Annotated in this window: 13 protein-coding genes; 8 read left to right on the top strand and 5 right to left on the bottom strand. The window is 42.5% G+C overall.

Features of this window, described 5'->3' with window-relative positions; genetic code table 11:
• Positions 1-47 precede the first annotated feature (47 nt).
• Both AC59JT_RS18045 and AC59JT_RS18040 read left to right on the top strand, forming a co-directional pair.
• Positions 48-1004, top strand: coding sequence for a YihY/virulence factor BrkB family protein (locus AC59JT_RS18045; protein WP_497401618.1), 957 nt, complete (start codon positions 48-50; stop codon positions 1002-1004).
• Positions 1005-1154: 150 nt separating this feature from the next.
• Positions 1155-2318, top strand: coding sequence for a PDZ domain-containing protein (locus tag AC59JT_RS18040; RefSeq protein ID WP_497401616.1), 1164 nt, complete (start codon positions 1155-1157; stop codon positions 2316-2318).
• Between the two features lie 17 nt (positions 2319-2335).
• On the opposite strand, the gene AC59JT_RS18035 is transcribed toward AC59JT_RS18040, so the two are convergent.
• The gene (locus tag AC59JT_RS18035) at positions 2336-2605 is read right to left on the bottom strand and encodes a hypothetical protein (RefSeq protein ID WP_497401614.1); all 270 of its coding nucleotides are present in this window, start codon (positions 2603-2605) and stop codon (positions 2336-2338) included.
• 214 nt (positions 2606-2819) lie between these two features.
• Between AC59JT_RS18035 and AC59JT_RS18030 the strand changes: the two genes are divergently transcribed.
• Both AC59JT_RS18030 and AC59JT_RS18025 read left to right on the top strand, forming a co-directional pair.
• Positions 2820-3512 carry a hypothetical protein gene (locus tag AC59JT_RS18030; RefSeq protein ID WP_497401612.1) on the top strand — a complete coding sequence of 231 codons (693 nt, stop codon included), beginning with the start codon at positions 2820-2822 and terminating at the stop codon, positions 3510-3512.
• 100 nt (positions 3513-3612) lie between these two features.
• Positions 3613-4467 carry a glutamate--tRNA ligase family protein gene (locus tag AC59JT_RS18025; protein ID WP_497401609.1) on the top strand — a complete coding sequence of 285 codons (855 nt, stop codon included), beginning with the start codon at positions 3613-3615 and terminating at the stop codon, positions 4465-4467.
• A 164-nt stretch (positions 4468-4631) separates the two neighbouring features.
• On the opposite strand, the gene AC59JT_RS18020 is transcribed toward AC59JT_RS18025, so the two are convergent.
• The gene (locus AC59JT_RS18020; RefSeq protein ID WP_497401607.1) at positions 4632-5219 is read right to left on the bottom strand and encodes a hypothetical protein; all 588 of its coding nucleotides are present in this window, start codon (positions 5217-5219) and stop codon (positions 4632-4634) included.
• 199 nt (positions 5220-5418) lie between these two features.
• On the opposite strand from AC59JT_RS18020, the gene AC59JT_RS18015 reads away from it, so the two are divergent.
• Complete coding sequence (locus AC59JT_RS18015) at positions 5419-5814, top strand: Imm44 family immunity protein (RefSeq protein WP_497401605.1); 396 nt, start codon at positions 5419-5421, stop codon at positions 5812-5814.
• A gap of 91 nt (positions 5815-5905) precedes the next feature.
• Here AC59JT_RS18015 and ahcY read toward each other — a convergent pair whose 3' ends face one another.
• From ahcY to AC59JT_RS18000, 3 genes are all read right to left on the bottom strand, one after another.
• A complete protein-coding gene (gene ahcY / locus AC59JT_RS18010) occupies positions 5906-7222 on the bottom strand; it encodes an adenosylhomocysteinase (RefSeq protein ID WP_497401603.1) in 1317 nt (438 codons plus the stop codon).
• Positions 7223-7326: 104 nt separating this feature from the next.
• The gene (locus tag AC59JT_RS18005) at positions 7327-7695 is read right to left on the bottom strand and encodes a bactofilin family protein (RefSeq protein WP_497401601.1); all 369 of its coding nucleotides are present in this window, start codon (positions 7693-7695) and stop codon (positions 7327-7329) included.
• A 2-nt stretch (positions 7696-7697) separates the two neighbouring features.
• The gene (locus tag AC59JT_RS18000; RefSeq protein WP_497401599.1) at positions 7698-8564 is read right to left on the bottom strand and encodes a M23 family metallopeptidase; all 867 of its coding nucleotides are present in this window, start codon (positions 8562-8564) and stop codon (positions 7698-7700) included.
• Between the two features lie 191 nt (positions 8565-8755).
• Here AC59JT_RS18000 and AC59JT_RS17995 point away from each other — a divergent pair, with 191 nt between their 5' ends.
• From AC59JT_RS17995 to AC59JT_RS17985, 3 genes are all read left to right on the top strand, one after another.
• Positions 8756-9166 (top strand): BrxA/BrxB family bacilliredoxin, encoded by a 411-nt coding sequence (locus AC59JT_RS17995; protein ID WP_497401680.1) that lies wholly within the window; start codon positions 8756-8758, stop codon positions 9164-9166.
• A gap of 244 nt (positions 9167-9410) precedes the next feature.
• On the top strand, positions 9411-11903 hold the full coding sequence (locus tag AC59JT_RS17990; RefSeq protein ID WP_497401597.1) for a M1 family aminopeptidase: 2493 nt from the start codon (positions 9411-9413) through the stop codon (positions 11901-11903).
• Between the two features lie 134 nt (positions 11904-12037).
• The gene (locus AC59JT_RS17985) at positions 12038-12475 is read left to right on the top strand and encodes a hypothetical protein (protein WP_497401595.1); all 438 of its coding nucleotides are present in this window, start codon (positions 12038-12040) and stop codon (positions 12473-12475) included.
• Positions 12476-12487: the final 12 nt, after the last annotated feature.

The raw sequence follows: 12487 nt of genomic DNA, 5'->3' as shown, positions 1-12487 counted from the left end.
TACTTATACAAATATATTTGATTATGCTCATTTTTAATAAAGTATACATGAAAAGGTTCTGGAAAGTTTTAGTTGCAACATTTAGTGGTTTTTCAAACGATAATGGTTTAAAGCTGAGCGCTTCTTTAGCTTATTATACGGTATTCTCTATAGCTCCGTTGTTGTTCTTGCTAATTGCCATTGTGGGCCTCTTCCCTTTAGCAAAGTCAGATACCTTATACCAGCAAATAGGCACCTACATGGGCAAAGATGCCGCCGCCACTATACAGCAAACTGTGGTGGGTTTAAAGCTAAGCGGCAAAAGTACGTTCGGCTTTATTATAGGCGCAGTGAGTTTAATGTTGGGTGCCAGCAGTATTTTTATCGAGATACAGGATTCGTTAAATATCATCTGGCGTGTTAAAGCCAAACCTAAACGCGGCTGGGTAAAAATGCTGCAGAACCGTTTTCTGTCGTTTTCGTTGATCATCAGTTTGGGGTTCTTGCTATTAGCTTCGTTGTTAATTAACGTAGTGATGAGTGCCATAAGCGAACGCATTGCACATTTTATACCGGCGGTTACGGGCTTATTGCTTAAGGGTATTAACCTGGGCATTACCGCTATAGTTATATCGGCCCTGTTTGCCATCATATTCAAATTTTTGCCCGATGTTAAAATACGTTGGAAGGACGTGCGCATAGGCGCTTTCTTTACAGCGGTGCTGTTTATGATTGGCCAATACCTCATTAGTTTATATATAACTTATACTGCCCCGGGTTCGGTATACGGCGCTGTTGGCTCTATCATCGTGATTTTGGTGTGGATATATTATACATCGGCCATATTATACATTGGTGCCGAGTTTACCCAGGTATACGCCGAAGCCATCGGCAGCCATATTGAGCCCGCTGAGTACGCGGTACATATACAACAAACCGAAGTTGAACATGCGGTTAAAACGCTACCGCCCCAAAACCCGCAGCTGGAGGGCAAGCTTAAAATGCCCGAAAAGAAAAAGGAGTAGCTTAACGGTAGGATACATTCAGCAATTATTCGTTATTATGCGCAATAATTGTAATTTTAGTATCCAATATATACCGTTTTGCTTCGTCTGTTTTTCAATATAAAACACTACAAAAATATTTGGCTGTCGGGCTTATTGCTTTGCTGTTGTTTGAGCGCTCATGCCCAATATTTTGAGTTGGAGAAGGGGCGCAAACGGGTGACACTTCCCTTTCAGTTTGTACGCAATCTGCTCGTTATTCAACTTAATGTAAATGAGAAAGGCCCTTATAACTTTATTTTAGATACAGGAGTAGGCATGATGCTGATCACAGACCCTAATATTGTTGACTCGGCAGATATCGTAAATAAAAGGATAGTTAAAATTGCAGGTTTGGGAGAGGGCGAGGCCTACGAAGCCTATATAACACCACCCCTTAATGTTGATATAAAAGGATTGATAAGCCACGGAGTGAGCTGCGCCATGTTAAAAAAAGACCCCTTTGGCCTTTCTAACTATGCCGGCATGCCCATACATGGCCTGTTGGGCTATGAGTTTTTTAGTAAGCTGGCAGTTAAAGTAAGTTTCTCTGACAGCACGGTTACCGTTGCCGAACCAAAGAACATAAAAATGCTGAGAAAAGCCATCAAGCTTCCGTTAAGTATAGAAGACAATAAGCCCTATATAACAACTAAGGTAACTTATGCCAATGGCACAGCACGTGATAGTAAACTGGTTATAGACCTTGGAGCAGGGCATCCGCTGTCTATGGAGAGGGTTGCCGACAGAAATGGACTGCAAACCAATTTTATCAGTTCAAACCTGGGGATGGGTTTAACTGGCGTAATTAGTGGTTACATAAGCCGCATTAAGGCTCTTACACTTGGTAGCTATGAAGTGAAAAATGTCATCACCTCGTTCCCGAATGATTACGGCAAAGCACCTGTAGTGCCGCGTGACGGTAACCTGGGTGTTGGTGTGTTAAAGAAATTCAACATTATATTTGACTATCCTAACCATGCTATCTATTTAAAGCAAGGGTACTTTTTCAAATCCCCTTTTGAGCACGATATGAGCGGCCTGAGCTATTATGCCACAGGCAAAGAACTTGACAGGGTAATTATAGATGATGTTGTTCCCGGTTCGGCAGGGGATGACGCGGGTTTACAAAAGGAAGACGAAATAATGGCTATCAACTTTAAACCGGTAAAAAAAATGACATTAGAGCAAATTGACGACCTGTTTAAATCAGAAAACGGACGTAGCTTTATTGTTGACATTTTTCGTGATAAAAAACTCTACAAAGTGGTGCTTACTTTAAAGCGCAGAATTTAATATCCCGGCAGGTTTACTTATTTAAGCTGACTTATGTTTTCGAAAAATGCAGTTTGCAGATCTAACAATGAGCGCACATTGATTTTTTCGCCATACATATCAAAACATAAAAATTTTGCGTTTTTTGTATCACCTTCCTTGTTTTTCTCGATAAAGTTAAAGGTTTCGAAAAAATAATGATTGGTAGTAACCTGGCTCCGTTTATTCGTTTGCGAGTTGTTAAGCCGGAAACCAATAGAGTCGATCCATTTATGCACTTTCGAGTGCAGGTTGCGCATGTTGTTCATAGGTTAATGTTTTATTATTTAAACGAAAGTTTTCCGGATATGTTTCAGTCTATTACCCCTCATTTGCAAACAGTTGTTAACTATTACTAAAACCAGAGGTTGTTAACTTAATATAATTTAAAGCAATTTTTTATCCATCAACAAAAAAATTGTAACCCTGCTACAATTTTAACGTAAAAGCTCACACAAGTAGTCACACACTTAATATCATCGCATGAAACTAAGATCTTTACTATCAGCCACCTTACTTATCGCAATATTGATAACTGCCTGCAGCAAAACGCCAGGTCCTAAAGGTGACACCGGCGCAACAGGCGCTACAGGGGCAACCGGTCCGCAAGGTGCAACAGGAGCCACGGGCCCAACAGGCGCAGCAGGCGCACAAGGCCCAACCGGCGCAACAGGTGCTACCGGCGCAACGGGTGCTACCGGCGCGCAAGGCCCTAAAGGCGATACTGGTGCTACGGGAGCAACAGGTGCTACAGGTGCTAATGGCGCCGATGGCAAGGACGGAGCGGACGGTAAAGACGGTGCTGACGGTGGCGCGGTATTAAACTTTTTGTATACTAACCGCAGCGTGGTATTGGTAGGTAACACTCGTTTCCTGCTACCGGCTATCACGCAGGATATAGTAAACCAAGGCATTGTACTGGTTTATTTCAGAAACACAGGTACCACCACTTCATGGAGTGCTTTGCCGTATGCTGAGGCGGGTAACACTTTAAACCTGGCGGCATATGGTGTTGGTTACTTTGATTTGAAGGCTAACTTTGCAGCATCGGGACTTGATTTTAGGGTAGTGATCATGCCGGGTACATCTATAACCACGATGATGGCTCGTCACCCGGGCCTTAACCTGAACAACTATAACCAGGTAATGGCAGCAATAGGCTCAAACGTTAACTAAGCAATATCACCTCAAACGATATCATTATGAAGGCATAACCTGTTAGGGGTTGTGCCTTTTTTGTTTGCTATACACGGGCCATTTAACTACTTTGGCAGCTATGCTCAGCAACCTGCCATCGTTCACCAAAACACGCATCGCGCCAACACCCAGCGGCTACCTGCATTTGGGAAACGCTATGTCATTTATATTAACAGCAACCCTAGCGCAAAAGGCAGGCGCTAAGATATTGTTACGTATTGATGATATGGATCAGCAGCGGGTTAATGTGGACTACGTGCAGGATATATTTGATACCCTTAACTTTTTAGGAATAGAGTGGGATGAAGGCCCTCAAGATATAGCCGACTACCAGCAGAACTGGTCGCAGTTGCAGCGGATGGATCTGTATAACGAGGCGCTACAGCAACTGGAAGATGAGCGCGAAGTGTTTGCCTGCCGATGGTCCCGATCTCAACTACAAGGGCAGGCCAGCTACCCGGGCACCTGCCGCAACCGTTCGCTGCCGCTGGATACACCTGATACGGCCTGGCGCTTATATACGGATGAACGGGCGCTAACGCTAAACACTTTAACGGAAGGTGCCAGTCGCGCCAGCCTACCTGTTGAGATGCGTGATTTTGTGGTTCGCAAGAAGGACGGTTACCCCGCTTATCAATTAAGCTCACTTATAGATGATGTGCACTTTGGGGTTGATATGATAGTACGCGGGGCGGATCTGTATTCGTCAACACTGGCGCAGCTTTACCTGGCGGATGTTTTGGGCCAGGCGAGCTTTCAAAACACCATCTTCTATCATCATCCGCTGATAATGGAAAGTGAGGATAAGAAGTTGTCTAAGTCGGCCGGATCAACCTCTATTAAGTATCTGCGAGAGCAGGGTAAAACACGGGAAGAGGTGTATGCTGAGATCAGTAAACTGGCTGGTTTTGATATAGGGGTGCGCCACTTTTAAAGTGGCGCATTTGGCGCACCTGTTTTTTATAAAATGCTTTATATCAATAAATTATCCAAAAAAGCGGCGCAATGCGGCGCACCCTTTAAAAATATTAATTATTTGATATTCAATTGGTTATATAAATCGATATTTGGAGTTTTTAAAAAGTGGCGCACCCTTTTTTAGGCCTGGGTTTCTAAATTAGCAGGAGCGTTCACTTCTGTTTCATCGTATTTATTGATCAGCCACCTGGAAACCTCGGCAGATTTTATCAATATGGCCAAGCCGGCTAAAAGCTCTATAAACGCGAAGTAGTTTACATTTTTTGTCTCACTATTTGTTGACGATGTAGTGGTGGATGGCACGTTGTTTACAAAGTTATTCTCTGTTTTGGTATCTGTTTTATAGTCGAAGCTTAAGCATGAGGTGGCACCGTTTATAGCTATCAGTACGCCTAAAAATAATACGGCTATATGGTAGGTTGTTTTTTTATCGGCATTTAAGTTGCCGGCCTCGTCGCCGATATTTAAAAACGCTACCACCCGGTTGGTTTTTAGCAGGCAGTAATACGCGCAAACCGCCATAACAACCGCGTTTAAAACAAGGCTCAAACCTATAAAAATCATAAACGAATTGCCTAGGTTACCCTGGCGCATCATGGTAATTATACCTAAACCGGATACAAGGCCGCTAAACGAAAGTAAAAACTTCCACAGCGCAATAATGCCTGTAATTTTAATGCCGATGGTAAAAAGGGTTTTGGTTTTCATGATTAGCCGTTAGGTTTGGTTTTTGAAAGATAAGGAATTTTTTGATACCTCGCCCGTTTGAGCGTCTGCGCTTAAACGCTTGAATTGGCGGGTGCCAGATCAAATGGCTATTCAAGCGTGGGCACTTGAATTGGCAGCGGAATTTTTTTAATTTATTTTGTATGGTAAATTTACTTCCCTGAAATAATGATTGAGCAAAATGAGGTTTAACATATTGAGTGATACAAATTGGGAGTCTGGAGTCAGTAAAGCTCTAAGCAATATTTCTGATACAAAATTCAGACGTTTTTTTGAAGAGAAAACATACTACGGAACTTCAGTTGATAGCATTGCAATTGTACTCATGTGCAGAAATCCTGAATACAATTTCAAACAACGAAAAAGATTTCTTAAAAAAGAGAAAGCTTTGTACATGGACATTATGCTTGATTTAAATCAATTTGTAAGATTGAGTCCGCAAGAGCGGGAAAGCATTATCGTACAAAGATTATTTTTGGAGTTGCCGCCTATTATTGCGAAATATAACTTCCCTGATTTTGATCTGGCCAAGTTTGAAAAAGATTTAAAAAAGCAATTCGGTAAGTTCGTTATTTGAAATTTTTAGCCATCTCACTTGCAAAACAAAAAAAGGGCTGATCTTCCGACCAAGCCCTTTTGCTTTATACTTTAACCTTTCGGCTTTTAGCTTAGTAACGGTAGTAGTCAGCCTTAAACGGACCGTCAACCGGTACGCCAATGTAATCAGCCTGATCCTGGTCAAGTACTTCCAGCTCAACGCCAATTTTGGCTAAGTGTAAACGGGCTACTTTTTCGTCAAGGTGTTTAGGTAATACGTAAACCTGGTTTTCGTACTGGTCGGTATTTGTCCAAAGCTCTAATTGCGCTAAAGTTTGGTTGGTGAATGAGTTGCTCATTACAAAACTAGGGTGACCGGTAGCGCAACCTAAGTTAACTAAACGGCCTTCGGCCAAAACAATAACGTCTTTACCGTTAATGGTGTATTTATCAACCTGTGGTTTAATTTCAACTTTAGTATCGCCATAAGCTTTGTTTAACCAGGCCATATCAATCTCGTTATCAAAGTGGCCGATGTTACAAACGATAGCTTTATCTTTCAAGCCACGGAAATGCTCTTCGCGCACAATGTTTTTGTTACCTGTAGCGGTAACAACAATGTCAGCCTCGGTAATAGCGGTGCTTAGTTTTTTCACTTCGTAACCTTCCATTGCAGCTTGTAAAGCGCAGATAGGGTCAATTTCGGTAACTATAACACGTACACCAGCGTTGCGTAATGAATCGGCAGAACCTTTACCTACGTCGCCATAACCACAAACAACACCAACTTTACCGGCCATCATTACGTCGGTAGCGCGGCGGATGGCATCAACCAATGATTCGCGGCAGCCATATTTGTTATCAAATTTTGATTTGGTAACCGAGTCGTTAATGTTGATAGCTGGCATTGGTAAAGTACCGGCTTTAACGCGCTCGTACAAACGATGCACGCCGGTGGTAGTTTCTTCAGATATACCTTTAATACCCGCAACTAGCTCAGGATAACGATCCAACACCATGTTGGTTAAATCGCCACCGTCATCTAATATCATATTCAGTGGCTTGCGGTCTTCGCCAAAGAATAGTGTTTGTTCAATGCACCAGTCAAATTCCTGCTCGTTCAAACCTTTCCAGGCGTAAACAGAAATACCTGCAGCAGCAATAGCGGCAGCGGCATGATCCTGGGTTGAGAAAATGTTACATGATGACCAGGTAACTTCGGCACCCAGTTCAACCAATGTTTCAATTAAAACAGCGGTTTGGATGGTCATGTGCAAGCAACCTGCAATGCGGGCACCTGCTAATGGTTTTGACGCACCGAATTCTTTACGGAGCGACATTAAGCCCGGCATTTCGGCCTCGGCTAATTCAATTTCTTTTCGTCCCCATTCGGCCAACGAAAAATCTTTCACTTTGTACTTGGTGTAAGCGGTCTCTACTGATGACATAGCGTAATTTTTTTTTGAGCTGCAAATTTACGCTATTCCTTTATCAATATGAAATTATGGGAGTTTTAGTGATTTTAAGATGAGAAACAACTGCAGGCGATAAACTACTGCTTATCAGCCATGCCGGTCATGATAATGCTGCCGTTGTAAACGCCGCCTGCATCAATAGCCAGGGCGCCTGTACGTATATCGCCGGTTACTTTGCCGGTAGCTTTGATCTCGATGCTTTGTACGGTGATATTGCCTTTAACGGTGCCGTAAACAACCATTTCTTTAGTGGTAACATCGCCTTCAATTAAACCCTTTTCGCCTAAAATAAGTCCTTCATCAACGGTAACAAAACTGGTTACACGGCCATCAATACGCGCGTAAGCCGGAGCTTTTAACGAGCCTTCTATAACACTACCCTCGGCCACTAAAGTTGATATAGCCTGGTGGGCGATACTGTCTTTACCTTTTTTAAAAACGCTCATGCTTAGTTATTCAGGGTTAAAAACTTAACCGGGTTTACAGGCTTACCGTTTTTGCGTACTTCGTAATGCAAATGTGCCCCGGTTGAGTGACCGGTTGAGCCTACCAGGCCCACTTTATCGCCAACGCTTATCTTTTGTCCGTCTTTAACCGTAATGCGCGAAAGGTGGCCATATAAAGTTTCATACCCATTGGTATGCTGCACACGCACGCAATTGCCGTAACCGCCATACCATCCTGCAAAAACTACCCTGCCGTTGGCTGTGCTTTTTACCACATCGCCACGATTGCCTTTAAAATCTATACCCGGATGATACTCGGCGCTGGCCGAATTAAACGGATCATTACGATAGCCAAAACGTGAGGTAAATGAGCTTATGCGTGGGTAACCCATTGGCGTAAAGCCTACACTGTTTACCACGTTGGTGAGGTAATCATTATAAGCCATATAAATTTCTTTACTGGTAAGTTTACTTTCAGAAGCATTAGCATCGCCGCCAACGGCTTTGGTTGAGAAACCTTTAAGCCCGCGTTTTTTCAAATAATCGTTTATTTTTTTGAGCTTACCTTCTATGGATTGTATATAGGTTTGGGCCTCCTTTTCGTCATCAACCTTTTGCATAGTTACCGGTATGGAACCTTTTAACTTTACAATTTGCGCCATTAACTGCGCTTTTTCGGTTTCGTGCTGGCTGTTGCGATAGTTAAGAAAAACTATAGTGCATATTAAGCAGGCTACCATTGCTGATATGCCAATTATGTAATGTGGAACACGGTTTAGGTGTTTGGTTTTAACCTGTAATGTTTTAGTACCCTGTTTACTTTTATTTAAAATAACTATGGTACTAACGTCTTTAGCGTTTAACTTCATTAGCTTAAATTATGATTAGGGGTTTGCAAGGTAGAAATAGCCTGTGCAAAATCCTAATATTTTTAAAACAAAAAGACACCTTCCTTGTATAGGGGCTTTGTCAGCAAGGTGTTATTATTGAGAATTTTAAACGAAAGCATTGATCTGTTTGTTACTTTTGTATCAAAATAAATTTATACACTAAGCATATGATGTACCCTGAATATTTAGTTACCCCAATGCGGGAAGACTTAACCAAAGTGGGCTTTGTTGAACTAAAAGACGCCGCCGCGGTAACTGAGGCTATTGAGAGCGAAGGCACCGTGTTTGTAATGGTTAACTCGGTTTGTGGTTGTGCTGCTGCTAACGCGCGCCCGGCCGCTAAATTAGCTTCGCAAAATGGTAAACACCCCGATAAACTGGTAACCGTTTTTGCCGGTATGGAAAAAGACGCGGTTGATAAAGCGCGTAACTATATGTTGCCTTACCCACCATCGTCACCATCAATGGCGCTGTTTAAAGACGGCAAACTGGTACACATTATAGAGCGCCACCAGATTGAAGGCCGCCCGGCACAAATGATAGCTGATAATTTGATCGGTGCATTTGAGCAGTATTGCTAGGTTAGTTGTTAAAGATTAGCTATTGAAGATTAAAGATTAGGTCTTTTCTCTTATAGAAATAGGAAAGCGATGAGGAAATCCTCATCGCTTTTTTTGTATCTGCCAATCAACTAATCTTTAATCTTCAATAACTAATCTTTTATTAAAAGTGTAACATTTTAGCTCAAACGCTGTCTTATACTTTATTGAATGAAAAATCATAATTTCGTTGTACTTTAACTGATCTATTACTAATAATTACTACATGAAAAAAACCATCATTCCCGGTTTGTTAACCGGTATGTTGCTTATCGGCGGTATTTGCGCACCCGCATCGGCACAACAACAAGCCGAATCACCCGCCTCAAAAGTATATCGCGCTTCCCTTCCACGTATTAACGATTTAGTGCACACCAAGCTTGATGTGCGTTTCGATTACAAAAAACGCTATATGTATGGCAAGGAGTGGGTTACTTTAAAGCCGCACTTTTATGCTACAGATACGTTGAGGCTTGATGCTAAAGGCATGGATATTAAAAATGTATCCATCGTTAAAAACGGTAAAAACGTGCCGTTAAAGTACACTTATGATGATCTGCAATTATTTATCCGCCTGGATAAGGTTTATACCAATGCAGAAAAATATACGGTATACATTGATTACACCGCCAAGCCCGACGAGCTGAAAGTTAAAGGCAGCGCGGCTATTAACGATGCCAAAGGTTTATACTTTATAAACCCCGACGGTACCGAGAAAAACAAACCAACCCAGATCTGGACACAAGGCGAAACCGAAAGTTCATCGGCCTGGTTCCCTACTATTGAAAGCGGTGCCCAAAAAACTACCGACGAAATAGTAATGACCGTGCCGGCTAAATACGTTACCCTGTCAAACGGCAAACTGGTTTCGCAAAAAGTAAACGGCGACGGTACCCGTACTGATACCTGGAAAATGGATCTGCCGCACTCGCCATACCTGTTTATGATGGCTGTAGGTGATTTTAAAATTTACAAAGACACCTGGAAAGGTAAAGAAGTTAGCTACTACCTGGAGCCTGCTTACGCGCCTTATGCCAAACAAATATTCGGACAAACACCCGAACAGATCGAGTTTTATTCAAAAACTTTAGGTGTTGATTATCCATGGGCCAAATATTCGCAGATCGTGGTTCGCGATTATGTGAGCGGCGCGATGGAAAACACTTCAGCTACGCTGCATGGCGCTTACGTACAAGCTACCCCGCGCGAGTTAATCGATACTTATTACGGACAAGGCCCGAGCACTATTGCGCACGAACTTTTCCACCAATGGTTTGGTGATTATGTTACTGCCGAAAGCTGGAGCAACCTAACCGTTAACGAATCATTCGCCGATTTTAGCGAAACCATGTGGGCCGAGTATAAATACGGTGTCGATGAAGGCGGCGCGCACATTCACTCTGACCTGATGAGCTACCTGCGTTCGCCGGATGCTAAGGAGAAAGACCTGGTACGTTTTTACTATGACGATAAGGAAGATATGTTCGACGTGGTATCTTATCAAAAAGGTGGTCGTATACTTTATATGTTGCGTAACTATTTAGGTAAAGAAGCTTTCTACAAAGGCCTGAACATCTACCTAAAAACCAACGCCTTTAAAAGCGGCGAAGCACATCAATTGCGTTTGGCTTTAGAAGAGGCCAGTGGTCGTGATCTGAGCTGGTTCTTCAACCAATGGTATTTCAATAGCGGTCACCCGGTGTTGAATGTTAGCTATAAATATGATGAGGCTGCCAAAAAACAATACGTTTATCTACAGCAAACCCAGGATGGCGATGCCTTTACTTTGCCAATGGCTGTTGATATTTACGTTGGTGGTAAAAAAACACGTCAAAACGTTTGGATGCGCAGCAAAGCTGATACTTTAAGCTTCGCTGTAACAGCAAAACCTGACCTGGTTAACGTTGATGGCGACAAAGTTTTATTAGCCGCTAAAACCGATAATAAAACCATTGAGGAGTTTGCTTACCAATATGCTAACGCGCCATTATACCTTGACCGTTTTGAGGCTATTGATGCTGCCGCGAAAAATCAAACCAGCAAAGTTGGTCGTGATATATTGATAGCTGCACTAAAGGATAAATACTATGGTTTGCGCCAAAAAGCCATCAAAGCTTTAAACATGACCAATGATGACGTGCGTATAGCAGCACAACCTGTCCTGGGCCAGATAGCGCTAAATGACCCTAACACTTTAGCAAAAGCAGATGCCATTACTGCTTTAGGTAAGTTAAAAGCCAGCGGTAACATGAACTTGTTTAAGCAGTCATTAAACAGCCAGTCATACGCTGTACAGGCTGCTGCTTTAAATGCCATAGGCTTGCTTGATGCTAACGAGGCGTTTACCTTAGCTAAAGGCTTTGAGAAAGATAATAAAGGTGCTTTAACGCCTGCTGTGGTACATGCTTACGCGGTAAGCGGTAACTCTGCACAATGGCCGTTTATATTGGAGCAGTTTAACGAGGCAGGCTTACAGGCCAAGTTTAACATGCTGCGCGAGTTTGCCGGTTTTGTTGCTAAAATTGATAATTCAGCCTACGCGCAGGATGGTATTAAAACTATTAAAGACTTCGCCATTAAATACAAACAATATGGCTTGGTGGCGCCTGTTACCAACTTTATAACTCAAATTAAAGCACAGCGTGTTGCGTTAAACGATACGGCATCTGCCACGGCTGCCGATAAGGCTATTGCCGAGCTTAACGCTGCGGCTAAGTAATAGCTATTATACATTTAAACGAGGGCATTTGCTTTGGCAGATGCCCTCGTTTTGTTTTAAGGATATGTAACAATTGTTAAATTATTAGGGCATAGTTAATTAATGACTTATATTAGTATACCAATTAACTCCTTATGAAAAAACTGGCATTAACCTTATTACTGATAGCCGGGGCATTGAGCTTAAAAGCGCAACAAAATCCCCTGCCAAAGAAAAACTTACCTCAACAAAAAATCAAACTCTTTCCTGATAGTATAACTGCAAGGTTGCAACTCAAAACGGATTCGGTTGTTTACTCAGCGTCTCCGTTGAGATTAAACAGGAATATGTCCGTGCCCGAAGTAATGGAGCTCTTGAAAAATCCGGCGCAGCAAAATTTAAACACTATGCCCATAGCCCGATTACAAGGCCGCTCAAAAATGCCGGTTGTACAAACAGACCAAACCGGTTACACCATGCCTGTGGTGGGTAAGAACGCATCGGGCGTATATTATATGAAGCGCGATAACGGCGCTGAGAATATCTGGGGTGTACAGGATTTAAAACCCGATAGCACCGCAGTTAAGCCTTAGTCATTGTCTTTT

The sequence above is a fragment of the Mucilaginibacter sp. A3364 genome, from assembly GCF_059690715.1.
The sequence above is the reverse complement of the archived record's forward strand: the minus strand, read 5'-3'. Positions and strand labels throughout refer to the sequence as shown.